This is a genomic window from Pseudorhodobacter aquimaris (assembly GCF_001202025.1).
Taxonomy (GTDB): domain Bacteria; phylum Pseudomonadota; class Alphaproteobacteria; order Rhodobacterales; family Rhodobacteraceae; genus Pseudorhodobacter; species Pseudorhodobacter aquimaris.
The window spans coordinates 38,520-61,939 of sequence record NZ_LGHS01000061.1; the positions used below are offsets into that span (position 1 = coordinate 38,520).

Consider the following 23,420-nt stretch of genomic DNA (forward strand, 5'->3'; position numbering starts at 1 on the left):
CGGTCCAGAGGTCAAGCACAACAGCCCCCGATCCGGAAACAGCGTTGCAATTCCTGCCCCATACGGCGAAGCTGACCCGAACCATGCCAAGGACCCCATGATGAAGACGATCTATCTGCTCAACGGCCCCAACCTGAACCTTCTGGGCAAACGCCAACCCGAGATCTACGGGCATGAAACCCTTGCCGACGTAGAGCGCGATTGCACGGCCTTGGCCGGTGACTTGGGTCTGAAACTGGTCGCATTTCAATCCAACCATGAGGGCGCGATCATCGACAAGATCCATGAGGCCCGCGACAAAGCAGCCGGTATCGTCATCAACCCCGCCGCCTTTACCCATACGTCGGTCGCGATTCTGGATGCGCTGAACGCCTTTGACGGGCCGGTGATCGAGGTCCACATCTCAAACGTTCACAAGCGTGAGGCGTTTCGCCATCACTCCTATGTCTCGCAGCGGGCCGAGGGGGTAATCGCGGGGTTGGGCACCGAAGGATATAAGGCCGCGCTGCGCCATCTCGCGGTTTTGCTGGGGTAAAAAACAGGTGGCCCCTAAGCCACCCGTCGCAACCTAAGGGTTTAGCCCTCGATCTTGGTCAGATCCGCCACCGGCGCACAAGCGGCGCGGATACGGTGAAGCAGGTTGAGGCGATTGCGGCGGATAACCTCGCTATCGGCATTGACCTGCACCGCCTCGAAAAACGCATCAATGGGCGCGCGGAGCTTGGCCAGTTCGGCCATGGCGGTAGCGAAATCTTCGGCCTCCATCGCGGGTTTGATCGTGGTCTCGGCGGTGTCGAGGGCGGCAAACAAGGCGCGCTCGGCATCGGTCTCGGCAAATTTGATATCCGCCCCGTAAGAGTATTCGACGCCGTCCTTGGTCTCTGCCTGGGTCAGGATGTTATTGGCGCGTTTGAACCCTTGCAGCAGGTTCGTGCCATCCTCCGAGGTGATGAACCCGTTGAGCGCGCGGGCGCGGTTGACCAGCAGCGTCAGATCATCATTGCCGGGCATCGCGATGCAGGCATCGATGATGTCGTGGCGAATACCCTCATCGCGCAGGAAGACTTTTAGGCGGTCGTGGAAGAAGGTGAGGAGAGAGTCTGCTGCCGTCATAGCCGAAGTCAACTTTTCGTCTACAGCCTTCAGTCCGAGACTTTTCGCTTCTGCGGACATAGCCTCTTTCATCGCATCTAGCGTTTTTCCGTAGCCCAATTCAGCTAGCCCATCAATTGCTTGATTTGCTCCCACTGTTTTTGATTGTAGCCAAGTTTCAAACGAATGGCCAAAAACAGCTTTAAACAATGACATTTTCAAGGGTAGCCGCATCCCATTCCCCAGCACCAACCGGATAACCCCAAGGGCTGCGCGGCGCAGGGCATAGGGGTCCTTGCTGCCGGTGGGCTTTTCGTCGATCGCCCAGAACCCCGTCAACGTATCGATCTTATCGGCCAGCGCCACAGCGATCGAAACCGGATCACTTGGCACATCATCGGTGGGGCCAAGGGGCGAGTAATGGGCCTTGCAGGCATCGGCCACCGCATCGGGCAGGCCAGCGGCGCGGGCATAATATCCGCCCATGGTGCCTTGCAGCTCGGGGAATTCGCCGACCATGGCCGATTGCAGATCGGCTTTGGCAACACGTGCGGCTTGTTCGGCCAGATCGGGATCGGCATCGACCATCGGCGCGATTTCACGCGCAAGCGCGGCAATGCGCTGCACCCGGTCGGCCTGACTGCCCAGCTTATTGTGGAAGGTGACCGAGGCAAGCCCCGCGCCCATACCGTCCAACCCTTTGGCCGCAACGGTGCGCAGATCGTTTTCCCAAAAGAATTTCGCATCCGACAGCCGCGCCGAGAGCACCTTGTTGTTGCCCGCCAGAATGGTCGCGCCATGATCGGCGGTTTCACGGTTGGCAACGGTCACAAAGCCTTCGATCCGGCCTGTCTTGGGGTTGCGGACCGAGAAAAACTTCTGATGCTCTTTCATAGAGGTTTGCAGCACCTCAGGCGGCAAGCCCAGAAAATCCTTACCGATGCGGCCCAGCAAGACCACCGGCCATTCGACCAGCCCCGCAACCTCGGTCAAGAGCCCCGCATCGGGGACCACTTCCAACCCCGAGGCAAAGGCCTGATTTTGGGCGTCCTGCCAGATCGCGGCCTCACGCTCGGCCGGGTCCAGCATCACGAAGGCGCGGCGCAGCTTGGTGCAATAATCGTCAAAACCTGTCACCGCAAAGCGGCCAGGTGCCATGAAACGGTGGCCCTCGGTGGTGTTGCCCGATTGCAGATGGTCAATCGTCACCGGCACGACCTGCGCGCCATCCTCGGCCGAGAGGATGCACAGGATCGAATGCAGCGGGCGCACCCAACGCAAAGAGCCCGCACCCCAACGCATGGATTTGGGCCAAGGGAAATTGCGGATCGCATGTTCCAGCACCCCGGCGATGATATTGGGCGCCGAACGGCCCGGTTTTTCCATCACCGCGAAATAGACCTGCCCCTTTTTGTCATCGCGGATCTGCAACTGGTCCTGGGTCAATCCGGTAGAGCGTAAAAACCCCTGCAAGGCGGCCTCGGGCGCGCCGACCTTGGGGCCTTTGCGTTCCTCGCGCACGGGTTTGCTTTCGGCCAAAAGCCCCTCGATCGTCAGGACCAAACGGCGCGGCGTGGAAAACGCACCGGCAGAGGCATAGGTCAGACCCGCCTCGACCAGCCCGTCGGTGACCAGCTTTTTAAGGTCAGCGGCGGCGCGGGCCTGCATGCGGGCGGGGATTTCCTCGGAAAACAGTTCAAGCAGCATATCGGGCATGGGTTATTTCTCCGGGCAGTCGGCGGGGGCGGGCTCGCCGTTGAAAACGACCTCTCCGCAGTGATTGATCTGGTTCCACGCAAAGGCGCGGCCGTCGTCCATGATGGCGACAACACGGTCGATACCGTATTGGATGTTTTCCTCGCCCAAATAGGCCACGGCACGCCCTTCCTCCAAGGCTTCGCCTATGGCCTTGGCATCGAAACACTCAAACCAACCGGGAGCGACCAGTGGTGTGGCACCTTCATAGATACGGTAGGTCTCTGTCAGCATCGCCATGCTTTGCGGTGTGCGGAAACAGGCGCGGAACCGGATGGGGGAACTGTCAGCGTCAATCCCCTCAAACCCCTCGATCAGCAAGGGCTCTGCCACGCCGTCCAGCGTGGTCATGCGAATTTCGGCCGCGGGGCTGCTGGCCTCTACCGTCTGGTAGTAGCCATAGACTTGAAGGTAATAGATGGCAGCCCCTGCCAGAAGTGCGGATATCACGATTGCCCCTACGAATATTCTGCCGATCACAGCGTTTCCAGTTCTGCCCCTGCGGCTTCGGTTTTCACGAAGGCATCGGCACAGGCGCGGGCCAAGGCACGCACCCGGCCGATATAGGCCTGACGTTCGGTCACCGAAATCACGCCACGCGCGTCGAGCAGGTTGAACAGATGGCTGGCCTTGATGCATTGATCATAGGCGGGATGCGCCATGATGATGCGCCGCCCCGCGCTGTCCACCGTATCGGCGGCAAGGGTGGCAAGACATTCGGCCTCGGCATCCTTGAAGTGCTGCAAGAGCGTATCTGTGTTGGCCTGATCAAAGTTCCAGCGGCTGTATTCCTGTTCGGTCTGGCGGAACACATCGCCGTATTTCAGCGCAATCGGCGCGTCGGGATCATTATAGGGCATATCCATAACGTGATCGACGCCCAGAATATACATCGCAAGCCGCTCCAGCCCATATGTCAGCTCACCCGAAACCGGATGGCAGTCATGGCCGCCGACCTGCTGGAAATAGGTGAACTGGCTGACTTCCATGCCGTCACACCAAACCTCCCAGCCAAGGCCCCATGCGCCAAGGGTCGGGCTTTCCCAGTCATCCTCGACAAAGCGGATGTCATGCAGATCCATGTCGATACCGATGGCCTCAAGCGACCCAAGATAGAGCGCTTGCAGATCCGGCGGGCTGGGTTTGATCAGCACCTGATACTGGTAGTAATGCTGCAAACGGTTCGGGTTCTCGCCGTAACGCCCGTCGGTCGGACGGCGCGACGGCTGAACATAGGCCGCGGCCCATGGCTTGTTGCCCAATGACCGCAGGGTCGTGGCAGGGTGGAACGTACCTGCGCCAACCTCCATGTCATAGGGTTGCAACACAGCACAGCCCTTACCGGACCAATAGGTCATCAAGCGCAAGATGATCTCTTGAAAACTGCGCGGGGGGGTCGGCTTTTGGGTCATGCGCATCCCTTTGCGGCTGAAACGGGTTTTGCGCATTGAATAGGCAAAGGGCCCGACAGGGTCAATGCCCCGCTTGTTCGCTTGATTGTGACGCGCAAAAAACGTCTGAAGGGGCTGCCTACTCTGGCAATCCATGCGATTTTATGGTTTCGCACATTTATCAAGAATGACACGCACCGAAACGAGGGCCCCATGCCAAAGTACCTATCACTCTTTACCCTCCTATTTTGGTCTTTCTTTGCCAGCATGGCCGCCGCCCAGGATCGCGCATGGGTGCAGATAGAGGCCCGCCCCACCCTTGCCCAAGCCGAAGAACGCGCCCGCGCCTATGCCTCTGCCTTCAGCGATGTGGCCGGGTTCCATATGGTCTCAGGCTGGTATGCAATCGCGCTTGGCCCCTATGACCCCGATGCGGCTTCGCGTCGGCTGACACAGCTGCGCCGTGACAATCTGATCCCCGCCGACAGCTTTGTTACCACAGGCGGACAGTATCTTTCAGGCTTCTGGCCTTTGGGGCAAGACCCTATGACCGCCCCGCCAATCGGGGCCGCCTTGCCCGAGCCTGTTGTCACCGCCCCGCTTGCGCCAAGCACTGACCCCGCGACAATCCCCCAGCCCTTCACCGAGCCCGAGGAAACCCTGCAACAGGCCCGCCGCTCTGAGCAGGCGCTGCCGCCAGAGGCGCGCAAGGATTTGCAGGCCGCCTTGAAGTGGTTCGGTTTTTATGATGCCGCCATTGACGGCGCTTTCGGGCGGGGCACGCGTGCCTCTATGGCCGCATGGCAAACAGCAAAGGGTCATGAGCCAACGGGCGTCATGACGACCAAACAGCGCGCCCAAATCATCACCGAGCGCGATCTGGTCGTCGCCGATCTGGGATTGCAGACCATCACCGAGGAAGAGGCCGGGATCGAGGTTTCCCTGCCGATGGCCTTGGTCAATTTCGATCACTATGAGCCGCCCTTTGTCCATTTTGCGGAAAAGGACGGATCCGGCCTGCGCGTCGTGCTGATTTCCGAACCCGGAGATCCGGCGGTGCTGCGCAGCCTTTATGACATCTTGCAAAGGCTGGAGGTTGTTCCCCAGAACGGTGCCCGCAGCCTGACCGACCGCGGCTTTACCATCGATGCCCGCGATGAAAACCTTGCCTCACGCAGCGTTGTCGACCTAAGCGGCGGGTTGATCAAAGGCTATATGCTGATCTGGTCGCCCGAAGCCGAAGACAAGGCCCGCAATGCCCTGAAGGCAATCGAGAGCAGTTTCAAAACGATCGGCGGGCGCGCGCTTGATCCGGGCCTGGTGTCGTTGGATGATGCCAAGCGCCGTAACCTTTTGGCCGGAATGGAAGTGCGTAAACCCAAGCTGTCGCGCAGCGGGTTCTTTGTGTCAGATACGGGGGCGGTTCTGACCACCACCGAGAGCTTGCAAAGCTGTGGGCGCATCACGCTGGACCATAATATCGACGCCACGGTGACTTCACAGGATGATACCAACGGACTTGCTGTGCTGACGCCGGTGAAACCGCTGGCGCCGCGCTTTATCGCGGAGTTTGCCGACAGCCCGCGCATCGGCACCGAGGTCGCGCTGGCCGGCTATTCCTATGAGGATGCCCTGCCCGCCCCCACGCTGACCTTTGGCGCAGTGGAAGATACCAAGGGGCTGGCCGGTGAGACAGGTATCGCGCGGCTCTCGCTGTCGTCCTTGCCCGGCGATGCAGGCGGTCCGGTGATGGATGGCAAGGGGGCCGTGCTGGGCATGTTGATCCCCGCAACCGCCACGGATGGCCGCGTGCTGCCCGGTGAGGTCTCTTTTGTCGCCGATGTGACCAGCATCAAGGCCGTTCTGGACCGCGCAGGCATCGCCCCCGTTCAGCAAACCAGCCGCGCGGCCCCGCTGCCGCCAAGTGACCTGACGGAACGTGCAATGTCGATGACAGTGCTGGTATCCTGCTGGGAATAGCGCCTCAGGTCCGCCAGAAACGGGCCATGAACAGCACATAGACCGAGAGCAGTTCCAACCGGCCGACCAACATGCCCAGGATCATGATCCAGCGCGCAAGGGCGGGAAACCCGTCCACAGCGCCGGTCGGCCCGACCTCGGTCCCGAAAACAGGGCCGATATTGGCAACGGCGGTCCATGCGCCGGTAAAGGCGGTTCTGGTCTCTAGCCCGGTCAGCGACAGCGCCACGGCGACCACGCCGAACGTCAGAATGAACAGGGTAAAAAACACGATGACCGAGTTGATCACATCATCGCCCACGCGCCGCCCTTCATAGCGCACCTCCAGCATCGCCGAAGGGCTGTGCAACCGGCGGATCTGCACCTTGATCGCCTCTAGCAGGATCAGATAGCGGAACACCTTGACCGAACAGCCGGTAGAGGAGGTACAGCCCCCGATCAGCCCCACCATGATCAACACCACAAAGGGAAACGGCCCCCAGGTTGACAGATCAACCGAGGCAAAGCCCGTGCCCGAAAAGGTCGATACGATGTTAAAGCTGCTCTCACGGATGGATTGCACAAAGGGGCGGTCAAAGCTGTACATCTCATAGGCGGTGACGGCCAGAGCGGCATAGGCATTCCAGCGCACATAGGCCCGCACCTGCGGATCGCGCCACAGCGGTTTCAGATCGCCCTGCGTGGCCTGAACAAAGCGGATAAAAGGCATCGAGGCGAGCAACATAAAGACAATCGCCACCAGCTCCATCGAATGGACAAACTTGCCGAAAGAGGCATCCGAGCTGGAAAACCCGCCTGTCGATACCGTGGTCAGCGCATGGACGACAGCGTCATAGCCGCTCATCCCCAAGGCGAAATAAGCCGCGGCGCAGGCGATTGTCAGGACGATATAGATCTGGATCAAGGCGCTGGAAATATCCAGCGCACGCGGCAGGATCTTGCCCAAGGTATCAAAGCCCTCGGAGCGGAAAAACTGCATCCCCCCGACCTTCATCACCGGCAAAAAGATCAGCGCCACGATCACGATCCCCAGCCCGCCGAGCCACTGCAAGATACCGCGCCAAAGGTTCACCCCCGGCGGCAGCTCATCCAGCCCCTCGAAAACAGTGGTGCCGGTTGTGGTCATCCCCGAGACCGCCTCGAACATCGCATTGGTCAGCGTGGCATTGGGTTCCCCGAACATAAAGGGCAAGGCGCCAAAGGCCGGAAGTGCGACCCAAGTGCCCGTGGTCAGCACAAAACTCTGGCGCAGGGTGATGCCCTGCCCCTTTTCGGTGGCATTGGCACAAGAGAGTGACAAAAGCGCGCCCATCAGACAGGTCAGCACCGCAGCCTCCAGAAACGCCTGCCAGTTCGGGCTGCCGGAAAAGTAATCCAGTGCCATCGGAAACAGCATCATCGCCCCGAGTGTGGCGACAAGCAGGCCGATAATATATCCCACAGGGCGAAGATCAATCATGCCAAAGACTTGCTGCGCTTCGCCCGCACTGTCAACCGGGCCCGAACTGCCCTAGCCGACATGAAACAGCGTGGTAAAAAGCTTGGGGTCAAGGCTGGTCGCCGCAAAGGTATCGCCGATGGTCAGGACACTGACGGCATCATGGCTGTGCAGGCTTTCTTGATGGCTGGCGATGATACGGAAATCACCCACCCGCCGGTCAGCCTGCAATTGGGCGCAAAAGCTGCGCGCGGCATCCTCGACAAAAATCGGGTTGGCGGCGTTGAGTTCGGCAAAGGCCTGTTCATCCTCGCGCTTGACCATCACTTGGGTTTCGGTCGGCACGGCGGCGCGGGCAAGGTCGATAAGATCTTCGAACCAAAGGCATTTTTCGCCCACCAGCTCCACCGAGATCCTTGCGACCGAACGTTGGCTATGCGGGGTCGCAAGCTGGTTGCGGGTGCGGCGGGCGTGTTCGGACAGCTCCAGCGAACAGGGGCAGGTGCTGGAATAAACATAGTCCAGATGCATGATGGTCTTGCGCGCCCCGCCCGTATCCACCAGCTCCAGCGCGATATCGTAATATTGCCACCCCGACAGCCCCGAACGCAGGCTCTCGATCTTCATCGGGAAGGAAAACCGCATCTGGATCCGCGCGTCAAAACTGTCGAGATCGCGTTTATAATCCTCCAAGGCCCGCTCTATCACCTTGTAGCTGAATGATTTTTCGGCATAGGCATAGAATGAGCGCATGATCCGGCTCATGTTGATGCCTTTTTTCTCGGCCTCAAGGCTGACCGATCCGGTGACGCTGGTTTCCAGCACCACATCCGCCCCATCGCGGGTATGATAGCGGATCGGCAGGCGGAAATTCGAAATCCCGACATGCTGGATCACGGTCCGCTCTCCCTTGATCAGACTGGAGGGACCGTTCTGCAAATCGGGCAGACCCGCCTTATACTCTGCATCCACCTCGAAATCTGCCGGGTATTCCGTTGAAAACGCGGGGTAAACCCCAAGCTCTGCCACCTCGGCCGCGGGGGCCTGCGCCGCCCAGGACTGCAAGACGGCCAAGGCCGCCTCGGCGTCGCTGCGGTCAGGCGGCGTGCTCTTGTTGTGGATGTTCATGGCAGCTCCCTTCACGGGTCAGAAATTCACCCCCAACATAGTGCGGGTGAAGCGCTTTTCCAAACCGATTCGCACCAGCGGATCAGATCGCGTCCAGACCGGCGCGCAGATCCGCGATCAGGTCATCCGCATCCTCCAGCCCCACCGACAGGCGGATCAGCCCCGGCGTGATGCCAAGCGCCGTCTTTTGTGCGTCGGGCAGGCGTTGGTGGGTCGTTGTCGCCGGATGGGTCGCAATCGACTTCGCATCGCCCAGGTTGTTAGAGATCTTGATGATGTCCAAGGCGTTCATAAAGCGGAACGCGGCCTCCTTGCCGCCCTTGATATCAAAGGCAAGCATGGTGCCACCCGTCCCCATCTGCCGCGCGGCCAGATCGGCCTGCGGATGGCTGTAAAGGCCGGGATAGATGACATTGGCCAGACGCGCATCGCCTTCCAGCGCGGTCGCGATCTTGGCCGCAGTTTCGGCCATCGCACGACACCGCAGATCCATCGTGGCCATGCCGTTCAGCATAATCCAGGCGGTAAAGGGGCTCATGGAGCCGCCGGTATGTTTCATATAAGGTTCGGCCACCTTGCGGATAAAGTCGCGCGTGCCGCAGATCACCCCGCCAAGCGCACGGCCCTGCCCGTCCACATGTTTGGTCGTGGAATAAACCACCACATCGGCACCTTGTTCCACCGCGCGGCTAAAGATCGGCGTGGCAAAGACATTGTCCACCACCACAATCGCGCCGACCTTATGCGCGATTTTCGAGACCGCCTCAATATCAACAAGCTCCAATGTGGGGTTTGACATCGCCTCAAAGAAGACCGCCTTGGTGCCGGGCACGCAGGCCGCCTCCCATGCTGCCAGATCGGCGCCGTCAACAAAGGTGACCTTGACACCAAACCGTGTCAGCACCTCTTCGAGGATATAGAGGCACGACCCGAACAGCGCGCGCGACGAGACCACATGATCGCCCGCCTTCAGCATCGAGGTCAGCGCGCCGGAAACCGCCGCCATCCCGCTTGCGGTGGCAAAAGCATCTTCGGTGCCCTCGATCGCGGCCATACGGTCTTCGAACATGCGCACGGTGGGGTTGCCGTAACGGGCATAGATGAACTCATCCTCGCCCGCTTTGATAAACCGTGCCTCAGCCGACTCGGCGCTGTCATAGACAAAGCCCTGCGTCATAAAGATCGCCTCGGCCATCTCGCCATACTGGCTGCGGCGGCTGCCTTCATGCACCAGTTGCGTGCGCGTTTTCCATGTCTTTGCCATATCGGCCCCCGGCAGTTAAAAAACACCGGAGACTCAGAGGGTGCAAAGGCAATGCCCGAACCCTCTTTAGCGGTTTATTTATCGTGGCCCGCAATCCGGTAACAAAGCGCCACATCGCTGCCTTAAACCCGGCTGCGCGAAACGTCAACGCTCCTTGCTTGGGAACCAGAACCCCTGCTTGTGCGTTCGTTTATCTATCGGCAAAAAATTTTCAGGGAATAGCTTTCATATGGCATCAGACACACTTGAGACCGCGCAGACAATCGACCTCGATCCCCGCAAGGCAATCGTCCGCATAGACGGCTGGCTTGACGGTTTGATCGGGCTGTTGCCCAATATAATTGTAGCGCTGATCTTTGCGGCCCTCATGTGGTATGTGGCCCGAGGCGTGGGCTTTGGCATCCGGCGCACCCTGGCTGCGCGTAAGCGCGATAATCTGGGCGATATTCTGGCCAGTTTTGCCCGCTGGTCGGTGTTCATATTTGGAGTGATGATCGCACTGACCATAGTATTGCCCAACCTCAACCCCGGTGATCTGGTCGCAGGGCTTGGCATCGGCACCGTCGCCATCGGCTTTGCCTTCAAGGACATCCTGCAAAACTGGCTGGCCGGTTTGCTTTTGCTCTTGCGCCAGCCCTTTGGTGTCGGGGATGAGATCGAGGTCGGCAGCCATTCCGGCACAGTGGAACGCATCGAAAGCCGCGCAACCCTGATCCGCACCTATGACGGGCAACGCGTGATCATCCCCAACGCCGAGCTTTATACCGATGTGGTGCAAGTGATCACCGCCTATCCGACGCGCCGCCTGCAGATGGATTTTGGCATCGGCTATGACGATGATATCGACACCGCCTGTCAGGTCATGCTGGACGCTGTCGCGGGCATTGAGGGGCTGGAGGCCGACCCCGCCCCACAAGCCTTGCCATGGTCGCTTGACGCGTCATGGGTCACGATCCGGCTGCGCTGGTGGGTAAAGTCAGACGGGCCGATCATCGGGACGCGGGTCGAGGTGCTGAAATCCGTCAAACGCGCCTTGGATGATGCGGGCATCGACATCCCATTCAACGTCCAAACCCATCTGTTCCGGGATGAAACCCCGCCAGAATTGGCCCAAAAGCGGGCCGAGGCGGTTGCAAACCTGGCCCGCGCCCCGCGCGAGTCATAAGGTCAGGGCCCTTCCTTCGGCGGCTCGATCCCGTATTTCGAAAAGATCCGACTTTGGGTCATGAAAAACAAAAACAGAGCCGCCGTCAGCCCGAAGGTCTTGAAATTCACCCAGGCCTCGGTCGAGAACCCGCGCCATATCACCTCATTCAACACAGCAAGGGTGACAAAAAACAATACCAGCCGTTTGGTCAGGATCATCCAGCCTTCCTGTTGCATCGGCAACATTTCCCCCATCACGGACTTCAGATAGGATTCCCCACGCAGCAGGCCAAACCCCAAGATACCCGCGAAAAGCGCATAGATCATCGTGGGTTTCATCTTGAAGAACCGCTCGTCATTCAACCAAACCGAAAGCCCGCCAAAGAGCACCACCAGAACCACAGTCATGATCTGCATATTCGAGAGCTTGCCCGTCAGCGCCCACAAGATCCCCGTCGAGATCAGCATCAGCGGAATAAAGGCCGCCGTAACCACGATAAACCCGTCATACTCGGTGCCGCCAAAGGTAAAAACCTGATCCTTCAGTTTGATATAGCCGATGAAAAACGCAGCCACCGGCCCCAGTTCCAAAAGCGCCTTCAGCCCGCCGCTGATCTTCTTTTCCGCCATCTGTTGTCCCATCATCCTTGGTATCGCCGCCCCGGTTGCGCCTAGTTACCCGTTCTTTAACGGGACGCCAACCGAACAATGCAGGCAATCACGGCTTTGGGTTCATAACGCGTCAGCCCTTGCGCCTCGAGGATGTAATCAAATCATAAGCGACCAACCCCGTGGTAAAAAGCGAGATGATCACCAGATCGGGGCTTGGCACCGCCCGGATCAAAATCCCGATGAAGCCTGCAAAGGCGATAAAGGCGAGGATCGCTAAAAATCGGTTCATGCGGTTTCTCCTGCCGTGTCAATCCAGTCGTAAAGCCATTGCGCCGTGCGCAGCAGCCGCGCATCGCCGCCACGCGGCCCGATCAGTTGCACCCCCATCGGCATGCCGTCCACTTCCAATATAGGGATGGTCACAGCGGGCGTGCCGCACAGCGTCCAGATCCCGTTGAACCGCGGGTCGCCGGTCGTCTCACGCCCCGGTGCGGGGCCAAGGGCGGCGGGACACAGGATCGCATCACAACGCTGGAACACCTCATCCAGCATGGCATTCAAAAGCTTCGGCCAGTCCAATGCGGCGATATAATCGCGGGCGAGGATGGTATTGCCCTCGGCAATCGCCTCGTTCAGGGTATCGGACAGGCCCCCGCGCGCGGCATAGCCGTGAAAACAACGCGCCATTTCGGCAAAGTTGATGCGGCGGCGCTCTGCCTCGGCCTTGGCGAAAAGATCCGGCAGGGTGATATCGAATGCCTGCTCGCCCAAGGCTGTGCCCAGCTCGGCTATCGCGCTTAGGGTTTGCGGGTCGGCATGTTCCGATCCCGGCATTTGCAGGCAGGCAAAAACCGGCGGCAGCGGCGCCCCCGCATCCACCGTACGCAACAGGCCGGGCGGCGGCACAGGAACGCCGTTTTGTTCAGGCGCAAACAGAACATCGCAGATCAGCGCCGCCTCACGCGGGCTGCGCGCAAATACGCCCATCGTATCAAGGCTGGGCGATTGCACCAGCGCCCCTTTTGTCGAGATCGCACCGAACGTCGGCTTGAACCCCGTGGTCCCGCAAAATGACGCGGGGCGAATGACAGAGCCGCCCGTCTGCGTCCCCACCGCCAAAGGCACCATCCCCGCCGAGACCGCCGCCGCCGATCCCGAGGATGACCCCCCCGGCGTGCGGTTCGGGTCATGCGGGTTACGGGTGGTTGAGGGCTGCATGAAGGCCAGCTCTGTGGTGACGGTCTTGCCCATAATCAGCGCACCCGCCGATTTCAGCCGCTTGACCAGATCGGCATCCATGCGCGGCACCCTGCCTGCATCCACAGGCGTGCCGTTTTCCGTGGGAATGCCCGCGGTGTCGATCACATCCTTTATTGCCACCGGCACCCCGTGCAAAGGCCCGATGGGTCGTCCCGCTTGCCGCATCCGATCCATCGCCTCGGCCTGATGGCGGATATGATCGGCGTCATACCACGCAAAGGCGCCGATCTCCGGCTCTACTGCATTGATGCGCGCAAGATAGGATTCGGCGGTTTGCGCGACCGAGACCTCTCCCTTGGCCAAAGCATCGCGCAAGGCCAAGGCATCCGTATATTTCCGATCAATTTCCATAGAACTGTCCCGGCAGGTAAAAGACGATTTGCGGGAAGACATACATCAACACCATCGCAATGAACACGCAGCCAAGGAACGGCAGGCAGCCTGCAAAGATCTGGGTCAGCTTTACCTCGGGCGGGGCGATGCCCTTGAGGTAATAGGCCGACATCGCCATCGGCGGCGTCAGGAAACTGGTTTGCAGGTTCAGCGCCACCAAGACACCAAAGAACAGCGGGTCAATTTCAAATATCACCAGAAGCGGCAGGAAGATCGGCACAAAGATGATGATGATCTCGGACCATTCCAGCGGCCAGCCGAGCAAAAAGATGATCACCTGCGCAAGGATCAAGAACATCAGCGGGGTGAGGTTAAGCGATTGCACGAACTCGCTGATCACATGCTCTCCGCCCAGATATGAGAACACCGAGCTGAAGGTATAGGAGCCCACGAACAGCCAGCACACCATCGCCGTGGTCCGCAGGGTCAGATAGACGCTTTCGCGCATCCGCTGCCATGTCATCGCGCGGTACAAAAACGCCAGCAAAATCCCGCCAAGCGCACCGATAGAGGCCGCCTCGGTCGGCGTGGCAAGACCGAAGAGGATCGATCCAAGCACGGCAAGGATAAGGAAGGCCAGCGGCACGAAAGAGGTAAAGATCATCCACAACAGCTTGCCCGCGGGGACATCCGGCACCTCGTCCTTGGTGGGGCGCGGCGCGACGCTTGGTTGCAGGATCGACCGCCCGATCACATAGGCCAGATACAGACCTGTCAGCGTCAGCCCCGGCAGCAAGGCCCCCGCATAAAGCCGCACGATCGACACATTGGAGGCCGCCGCGTAGACGATCAGCATGATCGACGGCGGGATCAAAATCCCCAAGGTGCCGCCCGCGCAGATAATCCCGCTGGCAAAGGACGGGTCATAACGCGCCTTGAGCATCGAAGGCAGCGCCAGCAACCCCATCAGCGTTACCACTGCACCCACAATCCCCGTAGCCGTCGCAAACAGCGCGCAGGTTATAAGTGCGGCAACCCCCATGCTGCCCGGCATCCGCCGTGACGCGATATTGAGCGTCTCAAACAGCCGGTTCACGATATTGGCACGTTCAACAATATAGCCCATGAAAAGGAACAGCGGCACGGCCGTCAGCACCTCGTTGCTCATGACATTATAGGTTTGATTGACGAAAAGATCGAATATTCGACTGTTGAACAGCCCCTCCCACCAGGCGCTGGTCTGATCCCACCAAGAGGCAGTATCGGCATCCAGCCGGTCATAGGACCGCCACATCCGGCGCGCATCGAAATAGGCGTAATAGCCAAAGCCGATACCCATCGCCATCAGCGTAAACGCAATCGGAAAGCCAAGGAAAACGAAGACGATAAACAGCCCCAACATGAAAAGGGCGATTTGTGGATCGGTCATGGATGGGCGTCCTTTTCGGCTTTGCTCGCCTGCTGCATCAATAGGTCTTCGGTCTCGAACACGTCTTCATCCGCCTCCAGCCATTCGCCGGTGCGGATACAGTGGATGCAACGAAATACCTCGGCGATGCCTTGGATGAACAACAAGACACCGGCCACCACGATCACGGTTTTGAACTGGTAAATCGGGATGCCTGCCGGGCTGCTGACAGAAACCTCGCCATATTGCCACGACCGCGCGGCATATTTCCAACCGGCAAAGATCAGCGCCAGCACGCCGGGAAAAAAGAACAGGATATAAAGCACCAGATCCACCCGTGCCTGCCAGCGTGTCGACCATAATCGGTAAAGGAAATCCCCCCGCACATGGCCGCGCCGCGACAGGGTATAGGCCCCGCCCATCATGAAAAGCGTGCCATACATAATAAAGGACATATCCAACGCCCAAGCCGTCGGGCTGTTAAGGACATACCGCACGAACACCTCATAGCCCGTGCCAAAAGACATCAGCACAATAAGCCAGGCAAAGGTTTTGCCGAACCATGCAGAGACAGCATCGGCGAACCGGATATAGCTATACATTAAAAATTCCCCAAGGTTTGCGAAAATGCCCCCGCCCGAAAGGACAGGGGCCACGCCATCAAAGTTTCAGGCGGTCAGGGAAATAGTGGTTATAGGCCAGCCCGTAATCGGGCGCGTTCATCAGCTCATAGAACACGACGTCCTTGACCCATGCGCGCTGGCTGTCGAGGCATTTCTTCATGTAGGGATCGGCTTCCAGCTCCGGGATCAACTCATCCCAAGCGGCGATCTGGGCGGCCAGAATCTCATCCGAGGTGCGGACGATATTCACCCCTGCCTCTTCCTCCAGCCATTTCAGGTCGGCGGAATAGCGGCGCGCGGCCTTGGCGACGTTGGCCGTGGAAACCGCCTCAACCCCGTGGATCAGGATCGCCTTGAGGTCCGGTTCCAGATCCTCCATCAACAGACCGTTGAACAGGAACTCGAAACTTTCCGAGGCTTGGTGATAGGAGGCCAACAGATAGTTCTTGGCCACATCCTGCGCACCGAAATCACGGTCCGAGGAGGGGTTGTTGAACTCAAACGCGTCGATCACGCCGCGCTCCATCGCGGGCACAATCTCACCGCCCGGAAGCTGGGCCACCGACATGCCAAGCTTGGCCAGAAGATCGGCTGCCAAGCCAACGGTGCGGTATTTGAAGCCCTGAAGCTCTGCCACGCTGGAGACGGGATTTTTGAACCAGCCAAAGGGCTGTGCGGGCATCGGAAAGGCCATATAGCCGTCGATATCAAGGCCCATGATGTCCTGTGTCAGCTCATCATAAAGCGCCTTGCCGCCGCCCTCATAGAACCAGTTCAGCATCGTCGTGGCCGACCCGCCAAACACAGGGCCGGTGCCAAAGAGCGATGCCGCCTTATGCTTGCCGTACCAATAGACCGGTACGTCATGGCCGATATCCAACAGCCCGTCATTCACCGCGTCAAGCACCTGAAACGCGCCGACAACGGCCCCCGCAGGCAACAGGTCAATCTTGAGCCGCCCGCCCGACATCGCCTCGACACGGGTCACATAATCCTGCGCCATCTCTTGCCAGACGTTGGACGACGGCCAGGCCGATTGCATCTTGAGCACCTTTGGCGCCTGCGCCAAAACCGCAGGGGCAGCCAATGCGCCAAGGCCCGCAGCCCCGCCCCCCAATGCCGATTTTTTCAGAAATGACCGTCGGCCCATATTCTGCGTATCTGTCACGTTAATCCTCCCAGATTATCCATGTCTGGTGCCGTAAAAGGCACCGACCGTTTTAACATCATAAGCCACCGATCTGGCAGCCGTCCAATGATTGCTCCGTCCCGTTTATGGGAACAGATCTCTTCCTCCCACCATATGTCTAGGATGGAAATTTGACCGAGTAAACAAAAATGCTGCCCGATACCAAGCACGCGCGTTAAGCAAAGATCATCAAAAGCAGCCCTGACCAGCGCGGCTATTTTCGGATGAGACAAGCCCTACGGCAAGACGATACGCGTGTTGCCCCGACCAAGGGCGCATGCCAATTCACCATCGGGGCGCCTGTCGGTGACAAGACAGCCGATCTCGGAACTGTCAGCGATTTTTACCAGATGACGCTGCCCGAACTTGCTGCCGTCAATCAAAAAATGACGCGTCACGCTTTGCTCCATCATCCTGCATTTCACCGCCGCAAAGCTGTCAATGGATTCGCTTACCCCCGCCTCGCTAAGGGCCGACGCCCCCAGAAAACAGGCATCAACATAATAGCGCCGCAGAAATTCACAGGTCTCTGCACCGACCAAGGCGGCCTCATCATTCAGATAGGTTCCCGGCGTCATGATCACCCGCGCTTTTTCCGAGGACCCAAGGATCATCGCAACCTGTAGGCTGTTGGTTATAACCGTGACCTGCCTGTGCAAAACAACAAGTGCACGGGCGAATTCCATCACGGTCGAACCGGCATCCACCATCAAATTCTGGCCGTCCTGCACAAGATGGGCCGCTTTATGGGCCAGCCGCCGCCGTTCTTCCAGCCGTTCGCGCTGACGCTCATCCAGCACCCGATGCGTGCCCGAGGCACAGGGCGATGCCCCGCCATGGGATTTCTGTAGCAGCCCCTGCGCGCTTAGATCCGCAATGTCACGCCGCACGGTTTCCGTTGTCACGCCGAACTGTGCCGCCAGATCGACAACACGCACATGCGGTGCCAATCTCAACTCTAGCAGGATTTGGCTATGCCGGTCGGTTTTCTTTAAGCTGAGGTGATCCGGGCCGCCACTCATAGTCGTCTCCAGATGAAAAATATGGACATTGCCAAAACTATTACCGAATAATATTGCAAACCAAAACATAAAGTGTTGCTATTCACAACAATCGCACCGCCCATTCGATGCGGGAACAACCAGGGAGGAGACAATATGTCCAAGGACAGAATTTTTACGGCAGGGCTTTTTGCAGCCATCGCCATGACCGGAACCGCCGCACTCGCACAAGAGGATTGCGTCGAGCGCGGTGCGCTGGATGCCATGTATTGTGACGCGAACGGTGATCTTGTTGCCGATGCGCCGACCGATCCCAGCAAGCTCAAAGATCCGTCAACGCTGGTTTTTGCCTATACCCCGGTTGAGGATCCCGCGATTTACGCCGACATCTGGACCCCCTTTATCGACCATATGAAAGAGGTCACCGGCAAGGATGTGCAGTTCTTTGCCGTGCAGTCCAATTCGGCCGAGGTTGAGGCGATGCGCTCCGGCCGTCTGCATATTGCGGGGTTCTCGACCGGGCCTACGCCTTTTGCGGTGAACCTTGCCGGTGTGGAACCCTTTGCGATCATGGGCGCGGATGACGGTCAGTTCGGCTATAAGTTGCAAGTATTTACTCAAGCCGATAGCGACATCAAGGAAATGGCGGACCTGAAGGGCAAGCGCGTCGCCCATACATCGCCAACCTCGAACTCGGGCAATCAGGCGCCGCGCGCATTGTTCCCCGATCTGGGCGTTATCCCCGATCAGGATTATGAGGTGACCTATTCCGGCAGCCATGACCAGTCGATGCTGGGCGTGGTCGCAGGCGATTATGACGCGGCCCCCGTTGCCTCTGAGGTCGTCGACCGCATGGCAGAGCGCGGCCTTTATGATACCGCGGACGTGCGCCTGGTTTGGGAAAGTGATCCTTTTCCGACGACCTCTTACGGACTGGCCCACGACCTGACACCCGAGCTCAAAGAAAAGATCAAAGAAGCCTTTTTTACCTTTGATTTTGCAGGGACCGCCTTGGGCGAAGAATTCACCGGCGTCAGCAAATTCATCCCGATCACCTACAAGGATCAATGGGCCGTTATCCGCCAGATCCAATCGGCAAACGGTGTGGAATACACACCACAAGGTCTTGCTGCGGAATAATTTTTCTTGTCGGGGCCGGCCCTTGGGATCGGCCTCGCTAATAAGGCGTCAAACATGCTGAAAATTACTGACCTCGTCAAACGCTACGGCGACGGCGACCCGGTGCTTAAAAACCTCGACCTGACGATTGAAGGGGAAAGCGTTGTCTCCATCATCGGGTCTTCGGGTGCGGGCAAAAGCACCTTGCTGCGCTGTATCAACCGGCTGGTAGAGCCGACCTCCGGTTCGATCAACCTGAACGGGGTTGAATTGACCAACCTGCGCGGACGCAACCTGCGCGCGGCACGGCGCAAGATCGGCATGGTGTTCCAGGGCTTCAACCTTGTGGATCGCCTTACGGTGATGGAAAACGTGCAATCGGGGCGGCTTGGCTATATCTCGACATGGGCCGCGATGACACGGCGCTATCCCAAAGAGGATATACGCCGCGCATTTCAATTGATGGAACGCGTGGGCATCGCGCAATACGCCAACACCCGCGCCGACCAGCTTTCGGGTGGCGAGCGTCAACGTGTCGGTGTCGTACGCGCCCTGATGCAAGAGCCCGATATCTTGTTGGCGGATGAGCCGACAGCCTCGCTTGACCCGAAGACCTCGGAACAGATCATGGGCTTATTGCGCGATCTGGCGGGGGAACTGAAGTTGCCTGTCCTGATCAACATTCACAATGTGACCGAGGCCAAGGAATACACCGACCGTATTGTCGGCATGCGCTATGGCCGGATCATTTTTGACGATAAGCCCGACATGCTCGATCAGGCCGCCATGGACGAGATCTATGCCGGCAGCCCCCATGCCGACCGCGGCAAGGCAGGCGCGACATGAGCATCGAGCGCGACACCTGGACCAAGCCGCCCTTTATCGCCAACCCTGCCCTGCGATGGGCCGTCTATCTGGGCGTGATCGCCTATTTCGGCTGGGTTGGCATGAATATGCCCATCGATTGGGAACGCGTTTCCGAAGGCATCGGGCGGGCGGGGAAAATCTTTAGCGGGGCGTTCCCGCCCAGCTTTGAACGCAGCCAACTGCTAATCGACGGCTTCCTCGAAAGCCTCAAGATCGCGGTGCTGGCCACGGCGGGCGGGGTGCTTTTGTCGATCCCGATCGCCTTTATGGCCGCGAGCAATATGGCCCCGCGCCCGATTTTTTATCTGGGACGCGCCATCATCATCATCGCCCGCAGTTTCCACCCCGTTATCGTCGCGATCCTCTTTGTAAAGGCCGTCGGCTTTGGCCCCTTTGCGGGGGTGCTGACGCTGGTCGTCTATTCCATCGGCTTTGTCGCCAAGATGTTGGCCGAACGGATCGAGGAAATCGACTTCGGTCAGGTAGAGGCCATGCGCGCCGCGGGTGCGCCCTATCTGTCCACGTTGATCTATGCGATTTTCCCGCAGATCATACCGCGCCAGATCGGGTTGAGCATCTATCAGCTCGATTCGAACCTGCGTGCCTCGGCTGTGGTCGGGCTGGTGGGTGCCGGCGGGATCGGGGCGACGCTTGCCAATGCGTTCGGGCGTTATGATTACGATTTCGCATTGGCCATCACAATTGTCATCGTTGGCGTGATCCTTCTCTCTGAGGCGATCAGCGGCATCATCCGGAAGCGTATCCAATGACCAGTCTTTCAGAACAATTCGGCCGCGACGAATGGGCCCGCTTTACGCTTAAACAACGTATGATGCGTTATGCCATCTTGCTTGGCTGCGGGCTGGTGATCGCTTGGGCGCTGACCTCGATCGAGGTGATCTGGCCTTGGGTCTGGGGCGCGCCTGAACAGATCGGCGATCTCTTTGGCCGCATGTATCCGCCGGACCCGAGCAACCTTGCCAGCATCCTCGCCGTGCTTTGGGATACGGTGAATATCGCCACCTTTGCGACGGCTTTTGCGGTGCTGCTTTCGCTGCCGGTGGCCTATATCTCGGCACAAAACACCACGCCTAACCGCGCGACCTTGTGGCTGGGCCGCTTGATTTTGGTGACCTCGCGTTCGGTCAATACAATCATCTGGGCGCTGTTGTTTGTGGCCATCTTCGGGCCGGGCGTCGTGGCGGGCATCATCGCCATCATGTTCCGGTCCATCGGCTTTATCGGCAAGCTCTTGGGCGAGGCCATCGAGGAAATCGACAAACGCCCGGTTGAGGCGCTGGAGGCCACGGGCGCATCGCGTTTCAAGGTGATCCTCTATGCCATCGTGCCGCAAGTTATGCCAACCTTCTGGGCGGTCGCAATCCTGCGTTGGGATATCAACCTGCGCGAATCCACCGTGTTGGGCCTTGTCGGGGCCGGCGGTATCGGGATTGTCCTGCAAGGGGCCATCGATACCTTCAACTGGCCCGAAGTCGCAACGATCCTGCTCGCCATCATCGCGCTGGTCATCATCGGCGAGGTCATCTCGGCCTTTCTGCGGCGGCGGATCCTGTGAGCGACCATCACGCCATCGATCCGGCCACAGCCTTTGCGACCTACCTGAATCTGCGCCACCGTCTGCCAAAAGTTTCCGGCAGCGGTGGTGCCGTACGGGCCGCTTTCGCAGATATTACCGCCCCCTTTAATCTGGTCCTCTTTGACGCCTACGGGGTGTTGAATGTCGGGGAAACCGCGATTCCCGGTGCGGCGGCGGCGGTCTCTGCGTTGCGCGCTGCGGGGAAATCTGTGGCTGTTGTCTCAAACTCGGCCGCCTATCCCAAATCCCATATGATGGCGCGCTACCGCAAGCTTGGGTTTGATTTCACCGAAGCCGAAGTCGTCACCAGCCGTGACGCCCTCTTGCAGCGCATCGCCGCAGAGCCACGGCGCCGCTGGGGCGTGATGCTGAACCCTGACGTCGATCCGGGAGAGATCGCTACCCTCGACCATGTGGTGTTGACCGATGATCCGGCGACCTATGATGCGGTTGACGGCTTTCTTTTGATCGGCGCTGACGGCTGGACCGAGCAGCGCCAGACCCTGTTAGAGGCCGCCCTCGCCCGCAGCCCCCGCCCCGTTTTTGTCGGCAACCCCGATCTGGTCGCCCCACGTGAAAGCGGCCTGTCGATGGAGCCGGGCTGGTTCGCGCACCGGCTTGCGGACAGGATGGGTATAGCGCCGGTTTTTTTGGGCAAGCCTTTCCCAGAAGTGTTTGATCTGGCAATGGCCCGTCTTGCGGCCCCGCCGCCTGCAGGGCGTGTGCTGATGGTCGGGGATACGCTTCACACCGATATCCTTGGCGGGCAGCAAGCGGGATTTGCCACCGCATTGGTTACTGCCCATGGATCGCTGACGGGGCTTGATGTAGACGCGGCCATCAAGACCTCTGGCATTGCGCCAGAGTTCATCGTCGAGCATATTTGACAGGGGATAGGCTTGGCCGCTGTTTCCGTCCTCCGCGTTGCGACCTATCTCTTATCTGACGCGCCGCATCACGTTGTCATCCAAAACCAGTCGGCGCGCGGAGAACCAAGCATGACTTGTTGTGCATCCGTTCGGCTCCTCAGCAGAGCTTCCACACATCTAACGATTATCACTGATGTTATGATTACCGAGGTCAGTTGCAAGGCAACATCTCGACCCTCATAAAGGCTTGGCAGGAGTTGAGGGACTCGAACCCACGACCCTCGGTTTTGGAGACCGATGCTCTACCAACTGAGCTAAACTCCTAAAGCCTGTGTGGTCGATATGCTATGTTCGAGAGAAGATCAAGTTGGTTTCTTCAGCAATGCGCATTTACATCCAAAACTGGTCGAGAGGTCAGATCGAAAAGCCTGTTTTACGTTCAAATAGCCGCTGTGATCCATGTCAGTAGGGAAGCCCCAGACCTACATCTTTTGGCGACGCCGCACCATCAATCCAAGCCGCGCTAAAGCCCGTAAAATCAGCGGTAGACCGGCAGGAATCGGCACAGGAACTGGGATGGGTGACGCACTCGTCATATCCCACCATCCCCAACTGGCGATAAGGCCTTCTGAGATAACCGACTCTGGCGGGTCAGCCCAAAAATTATTTAAATTCCCTTCGGCGTGGAGCCGCCATCCACCAAAATGATACCAATAGAGCGAGGGTATTTCCTCATCGCTATTCATCGATGCAGAAGCGCAATAGTATAAGCAGTGTCCCTCAAATTCATCGGACCAATCGAAACCTACGGTCCCGATCCGCTCATCAAGACGAAAAATGTCCAAACCGCCAGATGTATAGGTTGAGGTACCATCATCACCGGGAGATACGTAAACACGCATCCGAGCCTGATATAAAAGGCCCCTTTGCGAAAACGGGCAGGCGGCAGGCCATAGCTTTGGCACTCTCGGTGAAAGCATCGCCTTTGCCCAACCCTTTTGCACGTATGGTGCCCGTAAACGCAAAACACGCGAGCCTTGGCCCGCGTGTTTCAGGTTATCTGAGGGCAAAGACCCTTAAGCGATGATTTTCGATACGACGCCGGCGCCGACGGTACGACCGCCTTCACGGATGGCGAAGCGTAGTTTTTCTTCCATGGCGATTGGGGCGATCAGTTCGACTTCGAACTTCAGGTTGTCGCCTGGCATAACCATTTCAGTGCCTTCCGGCAGAACAACTGTCCCGGTTACGTCCGTGGTGCGGAAGTAAAACTGTGGACGGTAGTTTGCGAAGAACGGCGTGTGACGACCGCCTTCATCTTTCGTCAGAATGTAGGCCTCAGCCTCAA

Annotated in this window: 23 protein-coding genes, 1 tRNA gene and 1 riboswitch; of the genes, 8 read left to right on the top strand and 16 right to left on the bottom strand. The window is 58.8% G+C overall.

Annotation, left to right across the window (positions count from 1 at the left end):
• The first annotated feature begins 97 nt into the window (after positions 1-97).
• Positions 98-535 carry a type II 3-dehydroquinate dehydratase gene (gene aroQ, locus AKU94_RS10785; RefSeq protein ID WP_050527283.1) on the top strand — a complete coding sequence of 146 codons (438 nt, stop codon included), beginning with the start codon at positions 98-100 and terminating at the stop codon, positions 533-535.
• 41 nt (positions 536-576) lie between these two features.
• Here the strand turns inward: aroQ and glyS are convergent, their stop codons facing one another.
• The 3 genes from glyS to AKU94_RS10800 are packed head-to-tail and all read right to left on the bottom strand — an operon-like array spanning position 577 to position 4,259.
• Positions 577-2,808, bottom strand: coding sequence for a glycine--tRNA ligase subunit beta (gene glyS, locus AKU94_RS10790; RefSeq protein WP_050527284.1), 2,232 nt, complete (start codon positions 2,806-2,808; stop codon positions 577-579).
• A 3-nt stretch (positions 2,809-2,811) separates the two neighbouring features.
• Positions 2,812-3,297 (bottom strand): DUF6446 family protein, encoded by a 486-nt coding sequence (locus tag AKU94_RS10795; RefSeq protein WP_408633691.1) that lies wholly within the window; start codon positions 3,295-3,297, stop codon positions 2,812-2,814.
• Between the two features lie 26 nt (positions 3,298-3,323).
• A complete protein-coding gene (locus AKU94_RS10800; RefSeq protein ID WP_050527304.1) occupies positions 3,324-4,259 on the bottom strand; it encodes a glycine--tRNA ligase subunit alpha in 936 nt (311 codons plus the stop codon).
• 192 nt (positions 4,260-4,451) lie between these two features.
• On the opposite strand from AKU94_RS10800, the gene AKU94_RS10805 reads away from it, so the two are divergent.
• Positions 4,452-6,218, top strand: a complete 1,767-nt coding sequence (locus tag AKU94_RS10805; RefSeq protein WP_050527305.1) for a serine protease — start codon at positions 4,452-4,454, stop codon at positions 6,216-6,218.
• 4 nt (positions 6,219-6,222) lie between these two features.
• On the opposite strand, the gene AKU94_RS10810 is transcribed toward AKU94_RS10805, so the two are convergent.
• The 3 genes from AKU94_RS10810 to metZ all read right to left on the bottom strand — a co-directional run bounded on the left by AKU94_RS10810 (position 6,223) and on the right by metZ (position 10,048).
• A complete protein-coding gene (locus tag AKU94_RS10810; protein ID WP_050527285.1) occupies positions 6,223-7,677 on the bottom strand; it encodes a TrkH family potassium uptake protein in 1,455 nt (484 codons plus the stop codon).
• A gap of 51 nt (positions 7,678-7,728) precedes the next feature.
• Positions 7,729-8,784 carry a GTP cyclohydrolase FolE2 gene (folE2, locus tag AKU94_RS10815; RefSeq protein WP_050527286.1) on the bottom strand — a complete coding sequence of 352 codons (1,056 nt, stop codon included), beginning with the start codon at positions 8,782-8,784 and terminating at the stop codon, positions 7,729-7,731.
• A gap of 82 nt (positions 8,785-8,866) precedes the next feature.
• A complete protein-coding gene (gene metZ, locus AKU94_RS10820) occupies positions 8,867-10,048 on the bottom strand; it encodes an O-succinylhomoserine sulfhydrylase (RefSeq protein ID WP_050527287.1) in 1,182 nt (393 codons plus the stop codon).
• Positions 10,049-10,093: 45 nt separating this feature from the next.
• A riboswitch (SAM riboswitch) is annotated at positions 10,094-10,171 on the bottom strand.
• A gap of 106 nt (positions 10,172-10,277) precedes the next feature.
• Between metZ and AKU94_RS10825 the strand changes: the two genes are divergently transcribed.
• On the top strand, positions 10,278-11,213 hold the full coding sequence (locus AKU94_RS10825) for a mechanosensitive ion channel family protein (protein ID WP_050527288.1): 936 nt from the start codon (positions 10,278-10,280) through the stop codon (positions 11,211-11,213).
• A 2-nt stretch (positions 11,214-11,215) separates the two neighbouring features.
• Here AKU94_RS10825 and AKU94_RS10830 read toward each other — a convergent pair whose 3' ends face one another.
• The 7 genes from AKU94_RS10830 to AKU94_RS10855 all read right to left on the bottom strand — a co-directional run bounded on the left by AKU94_RS10830 (position 11,216) and on the right by AKU94_RS10855 (position 17,641).
• Positions 11,216-11,824, bottom strand: coding sequence for an inner membrane-spanning protein YciB (locus tag AKU94_RS10830; protein ID WP_050527306.1), 609 nt, complete (start codon positions 11,822-11,824; stop codon positions 11,216-11,218).
• A gap of 112 nt (positions 11,825-11,936) precedes the next feature.
• Entirely contained in the window at positions 11,937-12,095 is a 159-nt protein-coding gene (locus tag AKU94_RS20030) for a hypothetical protein (RefSeq protein ID WP_198144894.1), read from the bottom strand.
• Positions 12,092-13,417 (bottom strand): amidase, encoded by a 1,326-nt coding sequence (locus AKU94_RS10835; RefSeq protein ID WP_050527289.1) that lies wholly within the window; start codon positions 13,415-13,417, stop codon positions 12,092-12,094. Before AKU94_RS10835 ends, AKU94_RS20030 begins: the two co-directional genes overlap by 4 nt.
• The gene (locus tag AKU94_RS10840; protein WP_050527290.1) at positions 13,407-14,828 is read right to left on the bottom strand and encodes a TRAP transporter large permease; all 1,422 of its coding nucleotides are present in this window, start codon (positions 14,826-14,828) and stop codon (positions 13,407-13,409) included. Before AKU94_RS10840 ends, AKU94_RS10835 begins: the two co-directional genes overlap by 11 nt.
• Positions 14,825-15,409, bottom strand: a complete 585-nt coding sequence (locus AKU94_RS10845) for a TRAP transporter small permease subunit (RefSeq protein ID WP_050527291.1) — start codon at positions 15,407-15,409, stop codon at positions 14,825-14,827. The genes AKU94_RS10840 and AKU94_RS10845 overlap by 4 nt, the downstream gene beginning before the upstream one ends.
• Before the next feature lie 58 nt (positions 15,410-15,467).
• Positions 15,468-16,580, bottom strand: coding sequence for a TRAP transporter substrate-binding protein (locus AKU94_RS10850; protein ID WP_050527292.1), 1,113 nt, complete (start codon positions 16,578-16,580; stop codon positions 15,468-15,470).
• A 275-nt stretch (positions 16,581-16,855) separates the two neighbouring features.
• Positions 16,856-17,641, bottom strand: a complete 786-nt coding sequence (locus tag AKU94_RS10855; protein ID WP_050527307.1) for a DeoR/GlpR family DNA-binding transcription regulator — start codon at positions 17,639-17,641, stop codon at positions 16,856-16,858.
• A 183-nt stretch (positions 17,642-17,824) separates the two neighbouring features.
• Here AKU94_RS10855 and phnD point away from each other — a divergent pair, with 183 nt between their 5' ends.
• The 5 genes from phnD to AKU94_RS10880 are packed head-to-tail and all read left to right on the top strand — an operon-like array spanning position 17,825 to position 22,090.
• Complete coding sequence (phnD, locus tag AKU94_RS10860) at positions 17,825-18,760, top strand: phosphate/phosphite/phosphonate ABC transporter substrate-binding protein (protein ID WP_408633692.1); 936 nt, start codon at positions 17,825-17,827, stop codon at positions 18,758-18,760.
• Positions 18,761-18,814: 54 nt separating this feature from the next.
• Complete coding sequence (phnC, locus tag AKU94_RS10865) at positions 18,815-19,585, top strand: phosphonate ABC transporter ATP-binding protein (RefSeq protein WP_050527294.1); 771 nt, start codon at positions 18,815-18,817, stop codon at positions 19,583-19,585.
• On the top strand, positions 19,582-20,376 hold the full coding sequence (gene phnE / locus AKU94_RS10870; protein ID WP_050527295.1) for a phosphonate ABC transporter, permease protein PhnE: 795 nt from the start codon (positions 19,582-19,584) through the stop codon (positions 20,374-20,376). The genes phnC and phnE (AKU94_RS10870) overlap by 4 nt, the downstream gene beginning before the upstream one ends.
• Positions 20,373-21,182 (top strand): phosphonate ABC transporter, permease protein PhnE, encoded by an 810-nt coding sequence (gene phnE, locus AKU94_RS10875; RefSeq protein ID WP_050527296.1) that lies wholly within the window; start codon positions 20,373-20,375, stop codon positions 21,180-21,182. Before phnE (AKU94_RS10870) ends, phnE (AKU94_RS10875) begins: the two co-directional genes overlap by 4 nt.
• On the top strand, positions 21,179-22,090 hold the full coding sequence (locus tag AKU94_RS10880) for an HAD-IIA family hydrolase (protein WP_050527297.1): 912 nt from the start codon (positions 21,179-21,181) through the stop codon (positions 22,088-22,090). Before phnE (AKU94_RS10875) ends, AKU94_RS10880 begins: the two co-directional genes overlap by 4 nt.
• A 230-nt stretch (positions 22,091-22,320) precedes the next feature.
• Here the strand turns inward: AKU94_RS10880 and AKU94_RS10885 are convergent.
• From AKU94_RS10885 to AKU94_RS10890, 3 genes are all read right to left on the bottom strand, one after another.
• A tRNA-Trp gene (locus AKU94_RS10885) sits at positions 22,321-22,396 on the bottom strand.
• 158 nt (positions 22,397-22,554) lie between these two features.
• The gene (locus tag AKU94_RS19725) at positions 22,555-22,974 is read right to left on the bottom strand and encodes a hypothetical protein (RefSeq protein WP_157056517.1); all 420 of its coding nucleotides are present in this window, start codon (positions 22,972-22,974) and stop codon (positions 22,555-22,557) included.
• Positions 22,975-23,148: 174 nt separating this feature from the next.
• Positions 23,149-23,420, bottom strand: a 272-nt coding sequence (locus tag AKU94_RS10890; protein ID WP_456300038.1) for an EF-Tu C-terminal domain-related protein, incomplete at its 5' end; no start/stop codon positions are given.

What these genes read in the sequence shown, in the direction of transcription:
- AKU94_RS10800 (WP_050527304.1), bottom strand. Translation starts at nt 4,259, where the DNA reads ATGACCCAAAAGCCGACCCCCCCGCGCAGTTTTCAAGAGATCATCTTG.
- metZ (WP_050527287.1), bottom strand. Translation starts at nt 10,048, where the DNA reads ATGGCAAAGACATGGAAAACGCGCACGCAACTGGTGCATGAAGGCAGC.
- AKU94_RS10830 (WP_050527306.1), bottom strand. Translation starts at nt 11,824, where the DNA reads ATGGCGGAAAAGAAGATCAGCGGCGGGCTGAAGGCGCTTTTGGAACTG.
- phnE (WP_050527295.1), top strand. Translation starts at nt 19,582, where the DNA reads ATGAGCATCGAGCGCGACACCTGGACCAAGCCGCCCTTTATCGCCAAC.
- AKU94_RS10810 (WP_050527285.1), bottom strand. Translation starts at nt 7,677, where the DNA reads ATGATTGATCTTCGCCCTGTGGGATATATTATCGGCCTGCTTGTCGCC.
- aroQ (WP_050527283.1), top strand. Translation starts at nt 98, where the DNA reads ATGATGAAGACGATCTATCTGCTCAACGGCCCCAACCTGAACCTTCTG.
- AKU94_RS10825 (WP_050527288.1), top strand. Translation starts at nt 10,278, where the DNA reads ATGGCATCAGACACACTTGAGACCGCGCAGACAATCGACCTCGATCCC.
- AKU94_RS10840 (WP_050527290.1), bottom strand. Translation starts at nt 14,828, where the DNA reads ATGACCGATCCACAAATCGCCCTTTTCATGTTGGGGCTGTTTATCGTC.
- phnC (WP_050527294.1), top strand. Translation starts at nt 18,815, where the DNA reads ATGCTGAAAATTACTGACCTCGTCAAACGCTACGGCGACGGCGACCCG.
- AKU94_RS10835 (WP_050527289.1), bottom strand. Translation starts at nt 13,417, where the DNA reads ATGGAAATTGATCGGAAATATACGGATGCCTTGGCCTTGCGCGATGCT.
- AKU94_RS19725 (WP_157056517.1), bottom strand. Translation starts at nt 22,974, where the DNA reads ATGCGTGTTTACGTATCTCCCGGTGATGATGGTACCTCAACCTATACA.
- AKU94_RS10845 (WP_050527291.1), bottom strand. Translation starts at nt 15,409, where the DNA reads ATGTATAGCTATATCCGGTTCGCCGATGCTGTCTCTGCATGGTTCGGC.
- glyS (WP_050527284.1), bottom strand. Translation starts at nt 2,808, where the DNA reads ATGCCCGATATGCTGCTTGAACTGTTTTCCGAGGAAATCCCCGCCCGC.
- AKU94_RS10855 (WP_050527307.1), bottom strand. Translation starts at nt 17,641, where the DNA reads ATGAGTGGCGGCCCGGATCACCTCAGCTTAAAGAAAACCGACCGGCAT.
- phnD (WP_408633692.1), top strand. Translation starts at nt 17,825, where the DNA reads ATGACCGGAACCGCCGCACTCGCACAAGAGGATTGCGTCGAGCGCGGT.
- phnE (WP_050527296.1), top strand. Translation starts at nt 20,373, where the DNA reads ATGACCAGTCTTTCAGAACAATTCGGCCGCGACGAATGGGCCCGCTTT.
- AKU94_RS10850 (WP_050527292.1), bottom strand. Translation starts at nt 16,580, where the DNA reads ATGGGCCGACGGTCATTTCTGAAAAAATCGGCATTGGGGGGCGGGGCT.
- AKU94_RS20030 (WP_198144894.1), bottom strand. Translation starts at nt 12,095, where the DNA reads ATGAACCGATTTTTAGCGATCCTCGCCTTTATCGCCTTTGCAGGCTTC.
- AKU94_RS10805 (WP_050527305.1), top strand. Translation starts at nt 4,452, where the DNA reads ATGCCAAAGTACCTATCACTCTTTACCCTCCTATTTTGGTCTTTCTTT.
- folE2 (WP_050527286.1), bottom strand. Translation starts at nt 8,784, where the DNA reads ATGAACATCCACAACAAGAGCACGCCGCCTGACCGCAGCGACGCCGAG.